Origin of the sequence: Streptomyces sp. NPDC002133, assembly GCF_040296405.1 — a bacterium.
GTDB lineage: Bacteria > Actinomycetota > Actinomycetes > Streptomycetales > Streptomycetaceae > Streptomyces.
Genome location: NZ_JBEOXF010000004.1, coordinates 89,624 through 110,768, shown reverse-complemented (window position 1 = coordinate 110,768; position 21,145 = coordinate 89,624). Strand labels below are relative to the sequence as shown.

22 protein-coding genes and 1 riboswitch are annotated in these 21,145 nt (G+C 72.1%); of the genes, 10 read left to right on the top strand and 12 right to left on the bottom strand.

The window, feature by feature from the left end:
- Position 1 precedes the first annotated feature (1 nt).
- From ABT078_RS06890 to ABT078_RS06835, 12 genes are all read right to left on the bottom strand, one after another.
- Positions 2-358 (bottom strand): energy-coupling factor ABC transporter substrate-binding protein, encoded by a 357-nt coding sequence (locus ABT078_RS06890; RefSeq protein WP_351224614.1) that lies wholly within the window; start codon positions 356-358, stop codon positions 2-4.
- Positions 355-1,047, bottom strand: a complete 693-nt coding sequence (locus ABT078_RS06885) for an energy-coupling factor ABC transporter permease (protein WP_351224612.1) — start codon at positions 1,045-1,047, stop codon at positions 355-357. Before ABT078_RS06885 ends, ABT078_RS06890 begins: the two co-directional genes overlap by 4 nt.
- Before the next feature lie 28 nt (positions 1,048-1,075).
- Positions 1,076-1,328, bottom strand: a riboswitch (cobalamin riboswitch).
- A 17-nt stretch (positions 1,329-1,345) separates the two neighbouring features.
- Positions 1,346-1,747 (bottom strand): dihydroxyacetone kinase phosphoryl donor subunit DhaM, encoded by a 402-nt coding sequence (dhaM, locus tag ABT078_RS06880; protein ID WP_351224610.1) that lies wholly within the window; start codon positions 1,745-1,747, stop codon positions 1,346-1,348.
- Positions 1,744-2,394: a dihydroxyacetone kinase subunit DhaL gene (gene dhaL / locus ABT078_RS06875; protein WP_351224608.1), complete on the bottom strand. Its 651-nt coding sequence runs from the start codon at positions 2,392-2,394 to the stop codon at positions 1,744-1,746. The genes dhaM and dhaL overlap by 4 nt, the downstream gene beginning before the upstream one ends.
- Positions 2,395-2,396: 2 nt before the next feature.
- Positions 2,397-3,389, bottom strand: coding sequence for a dihydroxyacetone kinase subunit DhaK (gene dhaK / locus ABT078_RS06870; protein WP_351224606.1), 993 nt, complete (start codon positions 3,387-3,389; stop codon positions 2,397-2,399).
- A gap of 179 nt (positions 3,390-3,568) precedes the next feature.
- Positions 3,569-3,991: an MFS transporter gene (locus ABT078_RS06865; protein ID WP_351224604.1), complete on the bottom strand. Its 423-nt coding sequence runs from the start codon at positions 3,989-3,991 to the stop codon at positions 3,569-3,571.
- A gap of 250 nt (positions 3,992-4,241) precedes the next feature.
- Entirely contained in the window at positions 4,242-4,865 is a 624-nt protein-coding gene (locus tag ABT078_RS06860; protein WP_351224602.1) for a hypothetical protein, read from the bottom strand.
- Between the two features lie 53 nt (positions 4,866-4,918).
- Complete coding sequence (locus tag ABT078_RS06855; RefSeq protein ID WP_351224600.1) at positions 4,919-6,016, bottom strand: baeRF3 domain-containing protein; 1,098 nt, start codon at positions 6,014-6,016, stop codon at positions 4,919-4,921.
- 122 nt (positions 6,017-6,138) lie between these two features.
- Entirely contained in the window at positions 6,139-6,423 is a 285-nt protein-coding gene (locus ABT078_RS06850; RefSeq protein WP_351224598.1) for a hypothetical protein, read from the bottom strand.
- 81 nt (positions 6,424-6,504) lie between these two features.
- Positions 6,505-7,383, bottom strand: a complete 879-nt coding sequence (locus ABT078_RS06845) for an alpha/beta hydrolase (RefSeq protein WP_351224596.1) — start codon at positions 7,381-7,383, stop codon at positions 6,505-6,507.
- 30 nt (positions 7,384-7,413) lie between these two features.
- Positions 7,414-8,472, bottom strand: a complete 1,059-nt coding sequence (locus tag ABT078_RS06840) for an extracellular catalytic domain type 2 short-chain-length polyhydroxyalkanoate depolymerase (RefSeq protein WP_351224594.1) — start codon at positions 8,470-8,472, stop codon at positions 7,414-7,416.
- 59 nt (positions 8,473-8,531) lie between these two features.
- Positions 8,532-9,971: a long-chain-fatty-acid--CoA ligase gene (locus ABT078_RS06835; RefSeq protein WP_351224592.1), complete on the bottom strand. Its 1,440-nt coding sequence runs from the start codon at positions 9,969-9,971 to the stop codon at positions 8,532-8,534.
- A gap of 249 nt (positions 9,972-10,220) precedes the next feature.
- Between ABT078_RS06835 and ABT078_RS06830 the strand changes: the two genes are divergently transcribed.
- Genes ABT078_RS06830 through ABT078_RS06785 form a run of 10 tightly spaced genes read left to right on the top strand, consistent with a single transcriptional unit; the run spans position 10,221 to position 20,960 of the window.
- Entirely contained in the window at positions 10,221-10,982 is a 762-nt protein-coding gene (locus ABT078_RS06830) for an ABC transporter ATP-binding protein (RefSeq protein ID WP_351224590.1), read from the top strand.
- Positions 10,975-11,715 (top strand): ABC transporter ATP-binding protein, encoded by a 741-nt coding sequence (locus tag ABT078_RS06825; protein WP_351224588.1) that lies wholly within the window; start codon positions 10,975-10,977, stop codon positions 11,713-11,715. Before ABT078_RS06830 ends, ABT078_RS06825 begins: the two co-directional genes overlap by 8 nt.
- Positions 11,716-11,775: 60 nt before the next feature.
- Positions 11,776-13,023 (top strand): ABC transporter substrate-binding protein, encoded by a 1,248-nt coding sequence (locus ABT078_RS06820; RefSeq protein WP_351224586.1) that lies wholly within the window; start codon positions 11,776-11,778, stop codon positions 13,021-13,023.
- 14 nt (positions 13,024-13,037) lie between these two features.
- Positions 13,038-13,904: a branched-chain amino acid ABC transporter permease gene (locus ABT078_RS06815; RefSeq protein WP_351224584.1), complete on the top strand. Its 867-nt coding sequence runs from the start codon at positions 13,038-13,040 to the stop codon at positions 13,902-13,904.
- The gene (locus tag ABT078_RS06810) at positions 13,901-14,908 is read left to right on the top strand and encodes a branched-chain amino acid ABC transporter permease (protein WP_351224582.1); all 1,008 of its coding nucleotides are present in this window, start codon (positions 13,901-13,903) and stop codon (positions 14,906-14,908) included. Before ABT078_RS06815 ends, ABT078_RS06810 begins: the two co-directional genes overlap by 4 nt.
- A 15-nt stretch (positions 14,909-14,923) precedes the next feature.
- Positions 14,924-16,729, top strand: a complete 1,806-nt coding sequence (locus ABT078_RS06805) for a helix-turn-helix domain-containing protein (RefSeq protein ID WP_351224580.1) — start codon at positions 14,924-14,926, stop codon at positions 16,727-16,729.
- Between the two features lie 49 nt (positions 16,730-16,778).
- Entirely contained in the window at positions 16,779-17,465 is a 687-nt protein-coding gene (locus tag ABT078_RS06800) for a FadR/GntR family transcriptional regulator (protein WP_351224578.1), read from the top strand.
- Entirely contained in the window at positions 17,462-18,892 is a 1,431-nt protein-coding gene (locus ABT078_RS06795) for a tocopherol cyclase family protein (protein WP_351224576.1), read from the top strand. Before ABT078_RS06800 ends, ABT078_RS06795 begins: the two co-directional genes overlap by 4 nt.
- Entirely contained in the window at positions 18,889-20,736 is a 1,848-nt protein-coding gene (locus ABT078_RS06790) for a GMC family oxidoreductase (RefSeq protein ID WP_351224574.1), read from the top strand. The genes ABT078_RS06795 and ABT078_RS06790 overlap by 4 nt, the downstream gene beginning before the upstream one ends.
- A 26-nt stretch (positions 20,737-20,762) precedes the next feature.
- Complete coding sequence (locus ABT078_RS06785) at positions 20,763-20,960, top strand: hypothetical protein (protein WP_351224572.1); 198 nt, start codon at positions 20,763-20,765, stop codon at positions 20,958-20,960.
- Positions 20,961-21,145 lie beyond the last annotated feature (185 nt).

The window sequence follows — 21,145 nt, the reverse complement described above, 5'->3', positions numbered from 1 at the left end:
CCTACGCCTCGGTCTCCGTGGCGGAGGAGCCGGCGTCCTGGGAGGCGCGCTCCGCCGCACGGGCCTCGCCCTGCCGCCGCCCCCTGTGCAGCCCGAAGTAGTACGCCAGGACGCCGGCGCCGATCGCGGCCTGCAGTGAGAACAGCGCCGACTCGATCTCGCCCGACGGCGGTTCGTACAGAGGGCTGAACCAGGGCTCGTAATCCGGCTCGAGCTCGGTGATCGCCGCCTCCGCCTGCGCGTCGGCACCGGCGAACGGCTCCTCCTCGCCGTCCCCGAGGCCCAGGGCGAGCGGCAGTACGGCCAGCGCCGCCACGATCGACAGCAGCAGCGTGTTGACCTTCGCGTTTCGGCTCATCGGACGACCGCCTCCGTCTTGTTCCCGCCCTGCAGCAGCACACCGAGCCGGGTCAGCTCACCCGTGCTCGACTGCACCAGCAGCCGCATCACCAGCACGGTGAGCAGCCCCTCGCTGACCGCCAGCGGGAGCTGGGTGACCGCGAAGATGCCGCCGAACTTGCCGAGCGCGCCGAGGAAGCCGCTGCTCGGGTCGGGGAACGCCAGGGCCAGCTGCACGCTGGTGACGCAGTACGTGGACAGGTCCGCCACGAACGCGCCGAAGAACACGCTCACCATCAGCGGCAGTCCGGACCGCCGCAGCAACCGGTACACCGCATATCCGGCCCACGGTCCGACGACCGCCATGGAGAAGACGTTGGCGCCGAGTGTGGTGAGCCCGCCGTGCGCGAGCAACAATGCCTGGAACAGCAGGGTGATGGTGCCCAGCACCGCCATGATCGGCGGCCGGAACAGGATCGCGCCCAGACCGGTCCCCGTGGGATGGGAGCAACTGCCCGTCACCGAGGGAATCTTGAGCGCCGAAAGAACAAAGGTGAACGCACCCGACGCGCCGAGCAGCAGAGTCGACTCGGGATGGGCCTTGACCTCGCGGGTGAGCGCCCGCACGCCGTGAACGACGAACGGGGCGGACGCGGCGCCCCAGGCGGCCGCGTGCAACGGGGGCAGATACCCCTCGGCTATATGCATGGTTGGGAGACCTCTCCAGCACCTCGTGGATGGACGACGCGCCTTGGCCGGTCTCCTGGCTGACGGGAGGGGCCCGGGGGTCTCTCCCCCAGATAACACAGGCTGCCGCCCAGGCTCCGCCTTCCCGGACGCCGCGGTCTCCCGCGGCGGTCCAGTGGCTTCCTTGCGGATGGAGCCGGACTTCCCGATCACAGTGGCGAGGGCCGCACCGGTACCGCACCGGTTTCCCGTTCACCAAGGCGGTGCGACATTAGTGCTTTGACCAGGTACATCACAAGTCGCGCACGGATGCGCACGGTCACACCTTGCGGTACCCGTACGCCTCCGTGGCCGCCGCCTCCACCGCGTCGAGGTCGCCGCCGGCGGACGCCGTGACGGCCGCGGCGATCGCGCCCTCGACGAACGGCGCATCCACCAGCCGGGTGCCCTGGGGCAGCTCGTCGCCCTCGGCGAGCAGCGCCTTCACCGTCAGCACGGCGCTGCCGAGGTCGGCCAGGACGGCGATGCCGGCCCCCTGGTCCACGGCCTCCGCGGCCGTCGTGATCAGCTCCGAGCTGGTGCCGAGCCCCCCGTCGGGCGTGCCGCCGGCGGGCGCGACCGGGGCCGCCGCGCCGCCGCCCGCGAGCTCGCGGGCGAGTTCGGCGACGGAAGCGGCGACCTGTGCGCTGTGTGAGACGAGGACGATCCCGACGAGGCTCACGACGCCTCCGCCGCAGCCGCCCCGTCCCCCGACTCCGCCTGGCCGAGGGCGGCGATCAGCAGCGCCGAGGACGTGGCGCCGGGATCCTGGTGCCCGATGCTGCGCTCGCCCAGGTAGCTGGCCCTGCCCTTGCGCGCCAGCATCGGCACGGTTGCGAGCGCCCCCTGCTCGGCGGCCTCCCTGGCGGCGGCGAACGACTCGCCCAGCGCTGCCACGGCCGGCTCCAGCGCATCCAGCATCGTCTTGTCACCCGCCTTCGCGCCGCCGAGCTGCGCGACCGCGGCGACGCCCGTGCGCAGTGCGTCGGCGAGCTGTTCCTGCGACACCTCGGCCGCGTCGCCGAGCGCCTTGCCCGCACGCCTCAGCAGGGTCCCGTAGAGCGGCCCGGAGGCTCCGCCGACCGTCGAGATCAGATGCCGCCCCGACAGGACGAGTACGGCCCCCGGGGTGTCGGGTGCCTCCTTGTCCAGAACGGCCGTGACGGCGGTGAACCCGCGCTGCATGTTGGTGCCGTGGTCGGCGTCGCCGATCGCCGAGTCCAGCTCGGTGAGGTGCGCGGCCTCACGGTCCACGGCGGCGGAGGTGGCGGACATCCAGCGGCGGAAGAACCCGGTGTCCAGTACGCGTGCTCCCCGACCCTCTGCCATGGTCAGCGCCCCCAGCGCAGCGCCGGGGTCTGCACGGGCGCGTCCCACAGCCGCAGCAGTTCCTCGTTCATCGCGCAGATCGTCACCGAGCAGCCGGCCATGTCGAGCGAGGTGACGTAGTTCCCGACGAGCGTGCGGGCCACGGGTACGCCCCGCTCGCCGAGCACCCGGTGCACCTCCGCGTTGAAGCCGTACAGCTCCAGCAGCGGTGTCGCGCCCATGCCGTTGACGAGCAGGAGGACCGGGCTGGACGGCTCGAGGTCCTCCAGGACCGCGTTCACCGCGAAGTCCGCGATCTCCCGCGACGTCATCATGGGCCGACGCTCCCGGCCCGGCTCGCCGTGGATACCGATGCCCAACTCCAGTTCTCCGGGCGGCAGGTCGAACGTCGGACTTCCCTTGGCCGGTGTCGTGACCGCGCTCAGCGCCACGCCGAGGCTCCGCGACCGCGCGTTCACGTCGCGGGCGATCGACTCGACGCGCTCCAGCGGCGCGCCCTCCTCGGCCGCCGCACCCGCGATCTTCTCCACGAACAGCGTCGCGCCGGTTCCGCGGCGGCCCGCCGTGTACAGACTGTCCGTCACCGCCACGTCGTCGTTCACCAGCACCTTGGCGACCTGGACACCCTCGTCCTCGGCGAGCTCGGCCGCCATGTCGAAGTTGAGGACGTCGCCGGTGTAGTTCTTGACGACGAACAGCACTCCGGCCCCGCTGTCCACGGCGGCGGCGGCCCGTGTCATCTGGTCGGGCACCGGGGACGTGAACACCTCGCCCGGGCATGCCGCGGACAGCATCCCCGGACCGACGAACCCCCCGTGCAAGGGCTCGTGTCCGGACCCGCCCCCGGACACCAGCGCCACCTTTCCGGCGACGGGCGCGTCACCCCGCAGCACGACCCGGTTCTCGACGTCGACGGTCAGCTCGGGATGCGCGGCGGCCAGTCCCCGCAGGCCGTCGGCGACGACCGTCTCGGGCACATTGATGAGCATCCTCATGGGAACCTCCTGATGAGACTGGTAACGATCACTCCGGTCGGGGGCTGCTCAGGTTCGCACCGTGCCGGCGCCGGGTTGCACGCCTCGGTCCTGTCAGTATCGGCGCAAACGGCGCGCAGGGCGCAGGACCCGTCCGGCCCGGTTCGGGCGTCCACCCCCGATCGCCGTCCGAAGGCGTACTACGGCGGGGTCACACGGGGGGAGACCGCGGCGGTCTCCTCGCCGGAGAGCTCGTCGAGCGAGCGGCCGGCCGGCTCGATGCGGAAGGCCAGGGTGACCGCGAACGCCAGCGCACTGGTCGCCGCGATCAGGGACCAGATGTCCCATGCGCAGGCGCACAGCACCGAGAAGACGACGAACAGCCACAGGTCGATCCGGAAGATCCGGCTCCGGCCGATGCGGTCGCCGAGCGGACCCAGCAGCGCGGCGCCGAGGGCGGCCCCCACGATCGCCGCGGCCGACAGCAGGCCCTGCTCGGCCGAACTCCCGCCGAACTCCCTCGCGATGAGGGGATTGGCGACGCCGATGATGAAGAAGTCGAAGCCGTCGAGGAGGATCCCCAGTCCGGCCAGCCACCAGAATTTCAGATGCAGACGCGACATCGGTGCGCTGTCGAGCGCAGCACCCAGCGAAGGCGATCCGCCGGGATCTCCGTTGGACACCACGGGCACAGTGGACGACCCCCGTAGCCGGTCGGGTGCGGTGACGACGACTCGCAGGCTGATCGCGCAGGACTGCGGCCACGGCCGGTACCGAGTGAAGGCCACCGGCTGCGGCGGATCAACGTGCCACGCTGGTATCCCACCCGGGCGCTGTCCGCGTGGGGGCCGGTGCGGCGACGGGAGGCGGGTGTCAGTAGCGCTGGGCCTTGGCGACGGTGGGGGTCAGGTTCATGTCGGCGGGCTTCCGGCTGATGGCGAGGGGCTGCGCCTGCTCCCCGGGGTCGAGATCCTCCGCTCCGACGATGCGGCTCTCCACCACCTTGCCGGAGGAGTCGGTGAAGTCGACCTGCACGGCGTACGACGCCTGCTGCTGGGTGCGGTTGGTGATGGTGACCACGACGACCTGGAGCCCGGCCGTCTCGGCCCTCGGCTTCCCGGTGAGCGAGACGTCGGACCGTGCGTTGCCGCCGCCCTGCACGTCCTTCAGCGCTTCCGCGGCCGCCGCGTTCGCGCGGGCCACCTCGGCCGAGATCGATGCCTCGAGCGAGGACGCGGCAGCGGAGGCGGACGACGCCGCGGCGGAGGCCCTCGCGCGAGCGGAGGCCTCGGCGGAGGCCAGGGCGGCGGGCGGGCTGCCCGTGAACGAGGCGGTGTGGGGCGGCGTCGGGCGGGGGCTGACCGGCGTGGTGCCGCTGGAATCGCCGCCCGTGTCGCACGAGGCCAGGGCGGCCGTGCCCGTGGTGACGGCGACCAGCGTCAGCACCGCGGCCGCCAACCGCCGGCCGCCCGACGGGCTCTTCCGGCAAGAGGTCATGAGGTTCTGTCCTTTCCCCTGTGGTGATCGGGCCACCCCCGGTGCGGCCGCGTTCAGTAGCGCAGGGTGCTCGCGATGCCGCCCATCTCGGCGAGCGTGCCGTCCGGTACGAAGCGGACCTCCGCACCCGTCTCCAGGGACTGCTCGACGATGTCGTCGACGATGTCGTCGACGGCGTCCAGGTCACCCGCCTCCGCGGGAAGGAGATGCCCGCCGGAGTCGCGTACGGTCTCGCGGTAGTTCTCCTCGACGGCGAGCAGCGAGACCCGGCCGTCCTTCACGTTCTGCCGGATCTCGTCGACGCCCGCGGCGAACGTCCTGCGGCCGCGGGCCTTGTCCAGCTCCTCCAGCACCCCTGCGACGTCCTTCTCGGCCTGGGCCTCGACGTACGGCCGCATCGCCTGCCACACGGCGTCCGCCGGACCCGACGCGAGACCGCCGTGCGGGACCTGGGCGGTGGCGCCCCTGGCCACATTGCCCACGTCGCCGAGAAGTGAGAGCGCGGCCGCCTCACCGGCCACGTACAGCGGCCGGGGGTCGGCCTTGAGCACGCCGCTCATGGCGTGGTCCGCCTCCCGCAGGAAGTGGCGGGTCTCCTCGTCGGTGAACGCGCTGGGCACGTTGCCGATGCGCTCCTCGCGCTCGACGTCCTCGTTCTCGCGGACCCGTGTCATCGGGAAGGGGCCCGCGCTTTCCTCGGTGACACGGTCCGGTCCACCGTTCCAGAGGGAGACCCGGTCCGAGGACACGGCCAGCACCCAGAAGGGTCGCTCGGCGGCCTGCGCAGAGACGAGATTGCGGGTCAGGTACGTGTCGGAGAGCACGACGCGCTCCGGCACGGTGCGGCCCAGCGTCCACACCTCGTGTTCTCCCGGCGCGGCGAAAACGACCAGGCCGTCCTCGGAGTGCACCAGGTCGATCTCGGACAGTGCCTGGTCGAGCTGCTTGATCACGTCGATCCGGGTGTCCCGGGTGACGGCAGGATCGGCCTCCAACTGCTCCTTGGCCTCCGCCATCAGATTCCGCAGGCGGACGGGATCCTGAGCGCTGTCCGGCTCACGTCGGTGCGTGGGCATCAGGACCGACACCGCCGGATAGGGGCGCTGCCGGCGCAGCCGGGCGAGAGTATCGGAGCTGAGAACGGGGTGCATCGGGACCCTTCCAGAGCTTGCGGGGAACGCTGAAGAGGCGGGCGTGCGCCGTATGGGAACCACGCCCTGCAGGGAGGCCACGCCCGGAGGGGGCCATGTCCTGCACGGAGCCGCGGACGGCCCTAGTCGGAGCGGGCCCCCGAGCGGGGCGCCGACCAGGCCGAGGCCCGGGGTGGCGAGAAAGATGCCGATGACGAGGGCCCACAGGGCACACCGGCGGTGGCCGGCATGGCCACCGTCTCCTCCCTGCGGGGCGTGTCGACGTGCGTCCCGCCCTTCTCGTCGACCCTGAGGACGGCGAGCCCGGTGAGGTCGACGACCTTGTCCTTCTCCAGCCGCTGAACCGCCCGGAAGGCCTTCTCCGCCGCGGCGTGGTCGTCGTACCCGATCACGATGAGTTCGGACATCAGCGCCTCCTTGGCCGCCAAACCGGCACTTATGCACCATATGTCTGATTCTCGGCGTGCGCGCCCGGATGTATGGCGCAGCTATTGCGCGGGTGAGGTCAGCCGGTCCGCAACGGTCTTCGCCGGAGCGCCCATCAGCACCGTGTAGTGGTTGCAGTCCGGAACGAACTCGTCGGACAACAACGGCACCCGGGCGGCCCAGCTCTCGACGAGGACGGCCGGGAGCATGCCGGGCTCCGTGCCCATCAGGCCCCGGGGCGCGTAGAGCAGGCGAGCCGGTACGGACAGGGCGGCGAGGTCCGCGCCGAAGGACTCCGCCGATGTGAGCAGTTCCCGGCCGTCGTGGCGGACGGGACCCTCCTGCGCGCGGGAGCCAAGCGCGCCGTGGGGGCCCGTGATGTCGTAGCGGACGTAGGCCTCGATGTCGTCGTTCCAGTGAGGACCGAGCGCGGGGTGGTCGCGGAAGAGGGCCATGTACGCCTCGTCGCTCTTGTACCTCTGCGACAGCCGGGCGATCACCGGGCCCAGGGTCGCGTCGAGGAGGGCGTCGGGGTCGGCGTCCGCCGGCACCGGCAGCGGCAGGCCGCCGTCGACGAGGAGCAGCCGGTCGAAGAGCTCTGGGCGGCGGGCCGCGGCGCGCAGCGCGACGTACGCGCCCATCGAGTGGCCGGTGAGGGCGACGGGCAGACCGCCGCCCCACCGCTCCGCGGCCGCGCACAGGTCGGCGGCGTGACTGTCGAAACCATACGGGCCCGGGGCGGACGCGCTGTGGCCCCGGCCCCGCAGGTCGAGGGCGAACAGGGACCAGTCCGGCGGCAGATGGCGGGCGACGGCGGCGAAGGACATCGCGGATGCGGTGATTCCGTGCGCCGCGACGGCGACGCGCGCTCCCTCGCCGAAACGCAGGACACGCAGCGTCCCGCCGTCCACCGGGAGGTCGAGCTCGGCCGGCTTGGTCATCTGTTGTTCCCTTCGGGTACTGCGGCGGGGTCAGCCGCCGAGTGCGTGGATCTGGTTGACGATGGCGCGCATCTGCGGTGCGGACTTCTGGGCGTAGTCACTGCCCGTGTAGCCCCACCAGTCCCAGCAGCCCTGCGGGTTGAGCCGGGCGATGCTGATGTCGGTCTGCGGATAGAGGATCACGAGGTTGTTGGTGTCGGCGTACTCGTTGAGGTGGGACTCGCGGGCGAAACGACTGCCGACGAACTTGTTGTCGCTGAGGCAGCCGTGCAGGGCGACGACCAGTTTGCACTCCGCACCCCGGGCACAGGACTTGGGGGTGTAGAGGAAGTTCTTGGTGCCCAGGCTGTACCACTGCGCCCAGCCGCCCGGCGTGTAGCGGTCCTGGTCGTGCTCGGTGAGCGTGCCCGTCTGGGTCGCCGCGGGCGCCTTGACGTTGCCGTCGCCGAGCCAGTGCCGCAGCATCTCGCCCTGCGGGTCGTTCCCGCAGTTGATGAGGAACGGATAGAAGGTCCACCCGCACGGAAGCGGGGCGTACGGGGTCGGCCAGCCGTGCCCCGCCGGATCCGTGTCGTGGTACAGCGTCCGGGCCCCGAAGTCCCGGTAGAACTGCACCCCTTCATCGCTGACACGGTCCTGGACCAGCGGGTCCTTGGTGCCGTGGTACGTGTAGACGGGCTTGCCCGCGAGATTCGCGACCGGGTCGATCTTCCCCTCCCTCGACCAGCGCCGGGCTATCTGCTCGATGCCTTCGGGGTCGGTGGAGATCAGGCCGGTACCGCAGGCGATCAGACCGGTGACGATGCCTCCCTTGCCGCAGTAGTAAGGGCCGGCGGCGAAGACGCCCGCGCCCTTGAAGGTGCCGGAGTAGGCCACCTGCAGCTGGGACGCCATGAAACCGCCGGAGGAGATTCCGGTGATGTAGGTGTCGGTGATGTTGAGTCGGGGCAGGGCGGGCTCGAAGGCCGCCTGGGCAGGCGTGGCGAGCCCCAAGCACGCGGCCAGGGCGACGGCGAGGGTGACGACGGCGGCTCTCAGGTTCTTCGGTCGCTTCGCTGGCTTGAGTCGCTTGGGCGAGCGGAACCTCATCGTTCGTGCTCCTTCGGCTTGTCGTGGGGGGCCGAAGGGACCTGGGGCCCGTACAGGCCCTAGGGGATCGGCAGAGGCGGAGGAGTGATCTCCCGCTTGAGAATCTTGCCGGTGGGTCCCTTCGGCAGCGCGTCGGTGATCCGCACCAGACGCGGGTACTTGTACGGAGCGACGCGCGCCTTGACGAACTCCCGCAGTTCGTCGGCGGCGACGGCCGCTGCGTGTCCCGGTTTGAGCGCGACCACGGCGGTCACTTCCTCGCCCAGCTCGGGATGCGGGGTGCCGAGCACCGCGGCCTCGGCGACCGCCGGATGCTCGTACAGCACCTCCTCGATCTCGCGCGGGTAGACGTTGAACCCGCCGCGGATGATCATCTCCTTCTTGCGGCCGACGATCCGGAACGGCCCGTCAGGGTCCCGCACGCCAAGGTCACCGGTGCGGAACCAGCCGTCCTGGATCACCTCCGCGGTGGCATCGGGGCGGTTCCAGTAGCCCTTCATGATGTTGTGGCCGCTGATCGCCACCTCGCCCGGCTGCCCGTCGGGCACCTCCCGCCCCGTCTCGTCCTGGATCCGCATGCGGACGCCGTCGATCGGCACACCGATCGTCCCGGCCCGGCGCGGGCCCTCGGGCCGGTTGAAGGCGGCGACCGGCGACGTCTCCGACAGGCCGTAGCCCTCCAGCAGCGGGCAGTCGAACGCCTCCTCGAAGGCGTTCAGGATCTCCACGGGCATCGCCGCGCCCCCCGACGCGGCGAGCCGCAGATGCTCGCGGTGCGCGGTGGTCCGCGAGGGGTGGGCGAGCAGCGCCGCGTACATCGTCGGTACGCCCTCGAAGACGGTGACCCGGTCCCGCACCAGCAGCTCCAGCGCCCGGCCCGCGTCGAAGCGCGGCAGCAGAGTGAGGCACGCGCCCGCCGCCACCGCGCAGTTGAGGGCGCAGGTCTGGCCGAAGGAGTGGAAGAGGGGGAGCCCACCGAAGAGCACGTCGTGCTCGCTGAGACGCAGCAGCGAGGTGTTGGTGGCCGTGACGTTCCGGAGCAGATTGCCGTGGGTGAGCTCTGCGCCCTTCGGACGGCCCGTGGTGCCCGAGGTGTAGATGATGACTGCGGTGTCGTCCGGGGAGCGGTCGACGACATCGTCGGACGCCTCGTGCCCGTTCAAGACGGCCGGCCAGTCCCGGTCCGCGCCCAGCAGGTGCTCCGCGCCCGAGTCCGCCAGGTAGTAGTCCGTCTCCCGCACCTTGAGCAGCGGGTTCATCGGCACGACGACACCCCCGGCCCGCAGGATGCCGTAGTACAGCACCGCGAACGCGGGCACGTTGGGCAGGCACAGCCCGACCCGGTCGCCCGGGCGGACACCGAGGGAGCGCACACAGGACGCGGCGCGTGCGGCGTCCCGCTCCAGCCGTGCGTACGACACCACCTCGTCGTCCAGACGCAGGGCGGGACGGTCGGGGTGCCGGGCCGCGGTGTCCGACAACAGACGCGCGAGATTCACGAAGCCCTCCGGTGCGGGGTAATCGTGCGGCGGTACGAGGGCACGGAAACCTCCAGGAAGCATGGTGGTGACTACCGGGTAACGACCGACATCGTTCGCCTCCGGACGTGCAGGGCGCCATGGAGCGGTCCCACGCCGTCGCGTCCGCATGAGTGGAGACTTTCTCCGTCGCCGTACGACGCCGCTCGTTCCTACGGTCTGAGCCACGCCGGCGACCGCCGGTGTCGAACCGGAAAACTCGAGGTCGGCATGACCCTGATCAGCCGCCCCGTGCTGGAAACCCGGGCGCTCACCAAGGACTACGGGGGTTTCACCGCCGTGGGCCCGGTCGATCTGCGGATCGCCGAAGGCACGGTGCACGCACTGGTGGGACCCAACGGCGCGGGCAAGACCACGCTCTTCCATCTCCTCACCGGCCATGCGAAACCCAGCGCCGGCCGGATCCTCCTCGGCGGAAACGACATCACCGGCCGCCCGCCCGAGCGCATCGCACGCCTCGGCGTGGCCCGCTCCTTCCAGGTCACCAGCCTCTTCGAACACGCGAGTGCCGTGGAGCACCTGGAACTGGCGCTGATGTCCGGCAGCCCGCTCGGCCGTGCCTTCTGGCGCTCGGACCGGGCCCTTGCCCGGCACCGCGAGCGGGCGCGGGAACTCCTCGACCAGGTGGGCCTCGGCCGCTGGGCGGACGAACCCGCGGGACGGCTCCCGTACGGGCGGGGACGTGCCCTGGAACTCGCCCTCGCACTCGCCCTCGAGCCGCGGTTGCTCCTGCTCGACGAACCGACCGCGGGGATGGGCGTCGAGGACGTGGAGCGGACGGTGGAGCTGATCGGCCGCGTCAGGGAAGGCCGTACGGTCGTGCTCGTCGAGCACAACATGCAGGTCGTCGCCTCGCTCGCGGACCGCGTCAGCGTGCTGCAGCGCGGCCGGATCCTGGCCGAAGGCCCGTACGACGAGGTGCGCTCCGACGAGCGCGTCGTCGAGGCGTATCTGGGGGCGGGCCATGAGTGACCTCGCCACGGACCGGCCCGAACCGACCGCGCCCGTGCCGGCGCTGAGCGTCGAGGCCCTCGACGCCTTCTACGGCCAGGCCCAGGCCCTGCACCAGGTGTCCCTCGCCGTCGCTCCCGGCGAGATCGCCACCCTCGTCGGCCGCAACGGCGCAGGCAAGACGACCCTCCTGCGCTGCGTCATGGGCCTGCACCGGCAGGCCACCGGCTGCATCGCCCTCGCCGGCCGGAGCGTCGACCGCCTCCCCGCCCACCGCCGTGCCCGCCTCGGCCTCGGTCATGTCCCCGACGACCGCGGCATCTACGCAGGGCTCAGCGTCGAGGAGCACCTCGCCCTCCCGTACAGCGACCGTGCGCACGGCTGGCCGCTGGAGCGCGTGCACGACACCTTCCCCGTGCTCGCCGAGCGCCGTCGTACTCCGGCCGCCCGGCTCTCGGGCGGGGAGCAGCAACTCCTCGCGCTGGCCCGGGTGTTGCGGATGGGCTCGCGAATCATGCTGTGCGACGAGCCGACCGAGGGCCTGGCCCCCGTCATGGTCCAGCGCATCGGCGACGTCCTTCGCGAGGCCAAACGGCACGGGGTCACCGTGCTCCTCGTCGAGCAGAACCTCCGCTTCGCCGTCACCGTCGCCGACCGGCACCACCTCCTCGACCGCGGCCGTGTCGTCGAGTCCCTGGACAACTCCGCCGTACGGGACCGGGAGCACGAACTCCTCGACCGCCTCGGCCTGTAGGGCCTGATCCACAGGACAGGCCCCAGCACCCCCTTGCGCACCACCCTCGAAAGGAAAGCCATGACCCACCTTCGGCATGCCCTCACCGCCTCGGCCGCGGCGACCGTGCTCCTCGCCACCCTGGCCGGCTGCGGCGGAGGCGGCCCCTCGTCCTCCGGCGGAAAGGTCAGCGGCGGCAAGGTCACCCTCGGCGTCGTCACCGACCTGTCCGGCGTCTACGCCTCGCTGTCCGGCCCCGGCTCCGTCGAGGCCGTGAAGATGGCCGTCGACGACTACCGCAGGAAGTACGGCGACAAGGCCGTCGCCAAGGACATCGAGGTCCTCTCCGCCGACCACCAGAACAAGCCCGAGACGGCCTCGACAAAGGCCCGGGAGCTGTACGAACGCAAGGGCGCCGACGCGCTCTTCGACGTCCCGACCTCGTCCGCCGCACTCGCCGTGCAGACCGTCGCCGGCCAGGCGAAGAAGCTGTACTTCAACGTCGGCGCCGCGACGCCCGAACTCACCGGCAAGGCCTGCAACCCGTACACCTACGCCTGGGCGTACGACGCGTACATGCTCGCCCACGGCACGGGCGCGACCGTCACCGCCGAGGGCGGCAGGACCTGGTACCTGCTCTACCCCGACTACGCCTTCGGCGAGGCGATGAGCGCCGGGTTCGAGGCGGCGGTCAAGGGCGCGGGCGGCACGGTGGTGCGGAAGGACCCGACCCCCTTCCCCAACGACAACTTCTCCACGTTCCTCCTCAAGGCGTCGTCGATGAAGCCGAAACCGCAGGTCCTCGGCGTCCTCCAGGCGGGGGGCGACCTCGTCAACGTCGTCAAGCAGTACGACCAGTTCAAGCTGAAGGACAAGGGCATCGGGCTCGCCATAGGGCTGATCTCCGACACCGACATCCAGGCGATCGGCGCCGACAAGCTGGCCGGCGCGCAGTTCACCAGCGCCTGGTGGTGGAACATGGACGCGAAGGCCAAGGCCTGGTCGAAGGGCTTCACGGAGCGCACCGGCAAGGTGCCCAGCTTCGACCACGCCGGCAACTACTCCGCGGCCACCCAGTACCTGGAGGCGATCCAGCGGGCCGGGACCGACGACCCCGCCGCCGTGCGCAAGGAGCTCGACGGCATGGAGTTCGAGGACGTCTTCGCCCGCCATGCCACGGTCCGCGCCGCCGACCACCGGGTCACGCACGACGCCTACCTCGCCCGCGTGAAGAAGCCCGGCGGCGACCCGGCCGACACCACCGAACTGGTCAGCACGATCCCGGCCGCGCAGGCCTTCGCACCCGCCGACCCGGCGTGCAAGCTGTGACGGCCCAACTCACCTTGACAGGCAGCCTTCAGCAGGCGTTCAACGGGCTGGTCAGCGGCGGCTTCTACGCGCTGCTGGCCCTCGGCCTCGCCGTCATCTTCGGCATGCTCCGGGTCATCAACTTCGCCCACGGCGCCGTCTACACCCTCGGCGCCTTCGGCGCGGTGTGGCTCGCGGACGCTGCCGGGCTCGGCTTCTGGTGGGCGCTGCTGCTCGTCCCGCTCGCGCTCGGTGCGGCCGGGATCGCCGTGGAGCGGCTGCTGATCCGGCGGATCGCCGATCTCGATCCGCTCTACGGCTTCCTGCTCACCTTCGGCATCGCACTGGTCTGCCAGGACCTGCTGAGGTCGGAGTACGGCTCGGCGTCCCGGCCCTACGCGAGCGGGCCGTTCCCCGGGTCGCTCGACCTCGGTGCCTTCACCTTCCCCGCCTACCAGGTCTTCGCCCTCGGCGTCTCGGCGGTGACCTGCTGCGCGGTGTGGCTGCTCCTCGCCCGGACGAAGGCGGGCACCATCGTGCGGGCCGCCACCGAACGCCCCGAACTCACCCGCTCGCTCGGCATCGACACGGGCCGCTGGGTCACTCCCGTCTTCGGCTTCGGGATCGCGCTGGCCGCCTTCGCCGGGGTCCTCGCCGCGCCGATGCGCGCCGTCAACTCGCAGATGGGCGCGGACCTCGTCATCACCGTCTTCGCCGTCGTCGTCATCGGCGGCCTCGGCTCGGTGCCCGGCGCGGTCGCCGCCGGCTTCGCCATCGGCATGCTCCAGGCGCTCGGCAACCTCTATGTCCCCGCGCTGTCCCAGACCTCGGTGTTCCTGCTGATGGCCGTCGTACTGCTGGCCCGCCCGGCCGGACTGTTCGGCAAGGAAGGGCTCACGTGATCGTCAAGTACGTCGTGGAGCGCGGTGGCCTGCCGCTGCTCGTCGCCGGGCTCATGGGCGCGCTCGCACTGCCCTGGCTGCTGTATCCGCCCGTTGCCACCGACATCCTGTGCTGGGCGTTGTTCGCCGTGGCGCTGGATCTGCTCATCGGCTACGCCGGACTGCTCTCCTTCGGGCACGCCGCCTTCTGGGGCTCGTCGGCGTACGCGACCGGGCTCATCGCGATCCACACCGGTCTGCCGTTCCCGGTGGCCGTCCTCGGCGGGGCGCTGGTCGCGGCCGCGCTCGCCCTGCCGATCGGCTGCCTCGCCGTGCGCCGCACCGGCATCTACTTCGCGATGGTCACCCTCGCCTTCGCCCAGCTCGTCTACTTCACCGCCAACCAGTGGAAGGACGTGACCGGAGGCGAGAACGGACTGCAGGCCATCCCGCGCGACCTGCCCGGCGTCGACCTCGACGACGGCTTCGTCTTCTACTACGCCGCCCTGCCGCTGGTGCTGCTCGGCCTCTTCGCGGCGTGGCGGACCGTGCGCTCACCCTTCGGCCGGGTCCTCACCGCCGTACGCGACAACCCCGAGCGGACGCGCGCCCTCGGCTACGGCGTGGACCGCTACCGGCTCGCCGCCTTCACCGGCTCCGCCTTCCTCACCGGGATCGCCGGCGGACTGTATGCGATCAACCACGGCTTCGCCTCGCTCCAGGAGGTGTACTGGACCACCTCCGGCAAGGCCGTGGTGATGGTGCTGCTCGGCGGCATCGGCACGCTGTGGGGTCCGGTCGTCGGCGCCGCCGTCGTCGTACGGCTGGAGGACTGGCTGTCCACGGCCGGCTTCGAGTCCGTCCAGCTCGTCACCGGCGCGGTCTTCATCGCCGCGGTGCTGCTGCTGAGGCGCGGAGCGTGGGGCACGGTGGCGGGACTCCTGACGCGGTTCATGGAGAAAACCTCCACCGCCACGCCGTCAGTGATGGAGGACGCATCCATATCGGAGAAACAGCGGGTGTGAGGTATCACTGGCCGTGTGACGACGACGCGCACGGCCACCCGGTCCCTGCTCCGACTCCTGCGGGAGGAGGCGGACGAATCGGCGTTCCACGCCGTCGAGGCGGAAGCCCCGCTGGTCGACGACGCCCTGGAGATACGCTCCCGGCTCGCCGCCCACCGCCGCCGCGAGGCTGCCCTTGCCGGGCTCTACGAGACGGCGGGCGACCTCGCCTCGCTGCGCGACCTGGAGGACGTCCTGCAGGCGATCGTGCGCCGGGCACGCACGCTCGTCGGCACGGACGTCGCGTATCTGCTGCTCTCCGACCCGGAGGCGGGGGACACCTACGTCCGGGTCACCGACGGCATCACGACCGAGCCGTTCAAGAACGGCCGGCTCGCGGTCGGCACCGGTCTCGGCGGGCTCGTCGCCGAGACCGCCCAGCCCTACCACACGGCCGACTACCCCAACGACGAGCGATTCGCCCACTCCGACTACGTGGACGGAGTCATCGCCGCCGAGGGACTGGTGGCCATCCAGGGCGTGCCGCTGAAGTTCGGAGACCAGGTGTACGGCGTGCTGTTCGTCGCCAACCGGCGCGTACGGCCGTTCTCGCCCGAGGAGGTCGAGCTGCTCATCTCGCTGGCCAACCATGCCGCGCTGGCCATCGAGAACGCCACACTCTTCGAGGAGGTGCGCAAGGCCGCCGCCGTCCACGAGCGGCTGACCGCCGTCGCCCTGGAGGGCGGCGGTGCCGCCGGGCTCGCGCAGGCCCTCGCCGAGGTGCTGCACGGCAGTGTCCTGGTCCTCGACGCGCACGACCGCCCGTTGGCGGCCGCAGGCGAGGAGCCGCCCGAACCAGCGACGTGGAAGCGGGAGTTGGGCGATGTGCGCGCCCGGCGGACCTCCGTGACCCGCGGCGGCACGTGCGTCACCCCCATCGTCGCGGTCGGCGAACACCTGGGCACGCTCTTCTTCGTACGCGGCGGACTCGACGCCACCGATGTCCACGCTCTCGAACGGGCCGCCCAGTCAGCCGCGTTGATGCTGCTCGGAGAGCGGTCGGTCGCCGAGGCCGAGCAGCGGCTGCGCGGCGAGATCCTCGACGACCTGCTGGGCGCGCCGCACCGCGACCCCGACGGGCTGCGCCGTCGGGCCGCTCTGGTCGGTCTCGACCTGGAGGACGCGCACATCGTGCTGGCGGCGCGTGGCGAGGACCCCGACCGCAGGCGCCGGATCACGGAACTGGCGAGCGCTCACGCCGGGCGCCTGGGCGGGATCGCGGGCGAGTACGGAGGCAACACCGTCGTCGTCCTGCCCGGCGCCGAGGACCCGGGCAGGGCCGCCCGTACCCTCGCCGAAGTCCTGACCGCCGGGAGCGGCGGGGGCAGGGTGACCGTGGGCGCGGAGGCGGCCGTGCCGGGCGCGGCGGCCGTGGTCGAGGCGCACCGCGACGCCGCCCGCTGCCTGGACGTGCTGCTCGCTCTCGACCGGGCTGGAGAGGGCGCCTGCCGCGACGAGTTGGGCATCCACGGCATCCTCCTCGGTCAGGCGGACCGCCGCGAGCTGGACCGATTCGTGGCCCGGACGATCGGGCCGCTCGTGGAGCACGACGCGGCGCGCGGCAGCGAACTCGTCCGTACGGCGCTGGAGTACTTCGCCTGCGACGGCAGTCTGTCGCGTACCGCTGCCGCCTTGTACGTCCACGTCAACACGCTCTACCAGCGCATCGACCGGATCTCGGCGCTGGTCGGGAAGCAGTGGCGGCACGGCGACCAGGCGTTGCAGGTGCATCTTGCGCTGAAGACCTATGTGACGCGCCCTGTCAGGCCATTGACTTCGTAAACCCCTATTGGTTGAGTGGCTCATCCACTGAGCCACTAGGAGGAACGGCGTGGAGGCACTGCCCCGCGAGAGCATCGTCGACGTGCTGGAGAGCCGGCTGCGCGAGGACATCCTCGCCGGGCGCCACCCGGCGGGCAGCTATCTGCCGCCGGAGCGTCAACTGGCCGACGGCTACGGTGTCACCAGGACCACCCTCAAGCACGCCTTCGGCCGACTCGTCCAGGCCGGACTGCTGGAGACCCGGCACGGCGTCGGCACGCGGGTGCGCGACTACGCACGGCTCGGCGGGGCCGATCTGCTGCCCATGCTCGTGCGCCACAGCCCCGACTGGATCGGCGAGATCTTCGAAGTGCGGCGCAGCGTCGGCGCGTTGATCGCCGAACGGGCCGCCGTCCGGGCGACTCCCGGGCACCGCGGCGAGCTGCGGACCCTGCTGGACGCGGTGCGCCGGGCCGAGGGCGGGGACGCCGTGCAGCTCGCCGACATCGAGGTGCACCGGGCGCTGGCCCGCGCCACCGGCAACCGGGTCTACGTCCTGCTCACCAACACCCTTTTCAACGCCTATCTACCGGTGCGAGGCGCGCTCGTCGGCCCCTTCCTCGACGCCGACGTCGCGCACGGGCGGCTGGAGCCGGTGGTCGACGCGGTGGCGGCCGGTGACGAGAGCGGCGCGCGGCGCGCGGCCGAGGCGTATCTGACGGCGACCGAGCGGATCATGCTGGAGGGACTCGCATGAGCAGGAGCGACAGTACGGGCAGGGGCACGGGCACGGGCACACGAGGCACCTCGTTCAGCGAGACCATGCTCGGCACGGTCCGCCTCGACGGCGAGGACCGGACCCGCCGGGTCCGACTCGATCTGCGCGTCCGTGCGGACCGTGTGATGCGCCCTCTCGGCACGATCGAGGCGCGGACCACCGGCCGGATGCGCATCGCGGGCTGGGCCGACGACGCCCACGCCCAGGGGGAGTTGGAGATCTCGCCGCTGGCCAGACGCCGCATCCGCTACCGCATCTCCTTCGCCGCCGACGGCCGCCGCCTCACCCTCGACGGCTGGAAGTCCGTGACCCCGCTCAGGCCACTCGCGTCGATGACCGTGCTGCCGTACACGCTCTACGAGGACGGGGCCCAGGTCGGCACAGGCACCCTGCGCTTCCCTCTCGCCACGCAGCTGCTGCCCTTCCTGGCGAGCTTCCGCTTCCCGCGCCACGACGACCCGGACGCACTGATGGCGCCCCGCTGGAACGGCGAAGCAGGCCGCACCGAGGTCTGGTACACCACGCTCACCGACCCGGCGACCGGCGCCGGTCTCTGGCTCCACCACGAACTCACCGCGCCCGCCGACGGATCCGAGCCCTACGCGCACGGCTGGGCCGCGGTGTTCCCGAAGGACGCACCCGTACGGCACGCCCGCTTCGGCCCCGCCAAGTGGACCGGAGGCACGCCGGGCTTCGCCGCGGACGGGGTGTCGGCCGTGCCCGGCCGGCTCACCGGCTCGGCCGGCACCCTGCGGTGGGACCTCACCGAACAGCCCACGGACACACCGCTGTTCACCTTCCCCCGCTGGTCCTGGCGCCGCCCCCTGCTGCCGGCCGCCCAGATCCTGCCGGCCGCGCGCGCCTCGTACGACGGGACGTTCACGTACGACGACGCGCCTCTGACGCTGGCCGCCGCGCCCGGAGCCTCTGCCCGGATCTACGGCCACGGCAACGCCCGCCGCTGGGCCTGGCTGCACGCGGACCTGGGCGGCGGAGACGTCCTGGAGATCGTCGCCGCGGTTTCCATGCGCCCCGGCCTGCGGCGCCTGCCGCCGCTGGTCTTCCTGCGCCTGCGTCGCGGCGGCCGCACCTGGCCGCGCCGGGCGGAGCGCACGGCCCTCGGCTGGGCGGGGCTCGGTCGTTTCCGCGCCGCCATCGGGCTGCCCGTGTGGACGGTGACCGGGCGGGCGGGACTGCGCCGCATCCGGGTCGAGGTCACCCAGCCGGAGGAGGGCACCCTCGCCCTCGACTACACCGACCCGGACGGTGCGCAGGCGGTCTGCCGCAACAGCGAGAGCGCGGACGCGCTGGTGCTGCTGGAGCGCTGGTGGTGGCCGGGCGGCTGGCGTACGGAGGCGAAATGGGCCCTGGACGGCACGGCACACGCGGAGGTGGGCACCCGATGAGCCTCGGTGGACTGGTGGCCGCCCTCATCGCCGACGAGGGCACGGCCGGCGGCAGCGGCGACTGGCCCGCACGCGTACCCGGCAGGCTGGACGCGGTCCTCGACTCGATGCCGTATCCCGCCCGGGCAGGCGTACGGGCCGCGGCCCACGCCATCGACGCGTACGCCGTGGCCCGCACCGGCCGCAGGCTCGCCGCACTCACCGGCCCCGAGCGGGAGGCCGTGCTGGGCGGGCTGGGCGCGCGCCCCGCGCTCCTGCCCCTGCTCGACGTGCTCAAAGTGCCCGTCCTGCTCGCCGCCGGAACCGAGCGGATGCTCCAACAAGGGTTCCGGAAAAGCTCGTTGTCGCGAACAGATCCTCCGCTCGACTGCACCCCCGCCGATGCCTGGCCCGCACGCTCCACCGCGGACGCCGTCGTCATCGGCTCCGGCGCGGGCGGGGCCATGGCCGCACGTACGCTGGCGCGCGCCGGACTGCGTGTCGTCGTCCTGGAGGAAGGGCAGCACCACTCCACCGAGTCGTTCGGCCGACGCACCCCGCTCGACCGGTTCGCCGAGCTGTACCGCGACGGCGGCGCCACCGTCGCCCTGGGAAGTCCGCCGATGCTGCTGCCCGTGGGCCGGGCCGTCGGCGGCACCACCGTCGTCAACTCCGGCACCTGCTACCGCACTCCGGACCATGTACTCGCACGCTGGTCGAAGGACTTCGGCTTCGCGCTCGCCGACCGCTTCGGCCCGTACCTCGACGAGGCCGAGCGCACCCTGCGCGTGGCCCCCCAGCCCCTCGACGTCCTCGGCGACAACGGCCGGATCGCCCTCGCCGGAGCCGAACGCCTCGGCTGGCGGGCCGCACCCCTGCGCCGCAACGCGCCCGGCTGCAGGGGCTCCTGCCAGTGCGTCGTGGGCTGCCCGACCGGCGCGAAACAGAGCGTGCAGCTCTCCGTGCTGCCCGACGCCTGCGCCGCGGGCGCCCGGATCGTCACCGGCGCGCAGGTGCGGCGGATCATCGTGGACGGCGACCGCCCGGGAGGTCCCCGGGCAGCGGGCGTACGCGTACGACGCGAGGGCGGCGGCGAGTTCGAGATCCTCGCCCCGCTGGTCGTCGTCGCCGCGGGCGCCCTGCAGTCACCGCCCCTGCTGCGCCGCTCGGGCCTCGGCGGACACCCGCGCCTCGGACGGAACCTCAGCGTCCATCCGGCCACCAGCGTCGCCGGTCGCTTCCCCGAGCCGGTCACCGCCTGGGAGGGAGTCCTGCAGAGCGTGGGCGTGGAGGAGCACCACGAAGGCGGCGTACTGATCGAGGCCACCGCGACCCCACCCGGCATGGGTTCCTTCGTCCTGCCCGGCCTCGGCAGCGAGCTGCGGCGCGAACTGGAGGACGCCGAGCGGCTCGCCACCCTCGGCGCCATGATCGCCGACCGTCCGTCGGGCCGCGTGCTCGGCCGCGACCGCACACTGGTCCGCTACGACCTGGACCGCCGTGACGCCGGCCGTCTGATGCGGGCCGTGCGCGCCATGGGCGAGCTGCTGTTCGCCGCCGGCGCCGAGGAGGTCCTCACCGGCATCCCCACAGCCCCGCGCGCTCGCACCCTTGCCGCACTGGACGACATCCTGGCCCGCGTCGGTCCCCGGCACCTGCACCTCTCCGCCTACCACCCCACTGGCACGGTCGCCGCCGGCGTCGACCCCGAGCGGTTCCCGGCCGATGCCGTGGGACGGCTCCGGGGGGTGCACGGAGTGCTCGTCGCGGACGCGTCGGTGCTGCCAGGCTGCCCCGAGGTCAATCCACAGCTGAGCATCATGGCCGCGGCGCTCGCGGTCGGCGAGGCGTGTCTGGAGCGGTGAGGTCGGGGGCGGGAGCGGGTAAGAAGGTGCTGTCCGCGGATTCGGCCGAGGCCACCCTTCTGGATCAGCTCGGCGGCGCGGTGCCGGAGGCAGGGCTGTGGGACCACATCGCGGGGATGGACGCGGAGAAGAGCCTCATCGAGCGGCGGCTCGTGCTGCCGTTGGAACATCCGCAGGCCGCGGAACGATTCCAGCTCGCTCCGCCCCGATGTCGGCGGGCGTGAACCGGCCGCTGGCCTCGACGAGGGCGTCCAGATCTTCGACCGCGACCTGAGGGCCGCGGCCCGCGTGTGAGTCACGGGCCGTCGCCGGTGCCGTCGCTGCCCGGTGCGGCGCGGCGGGGCGCACCCGTCGAGTACGTGCGTCGCGGAGCCCCACAGAGCGGAGAGCCGCGTGCGCAACGACCACG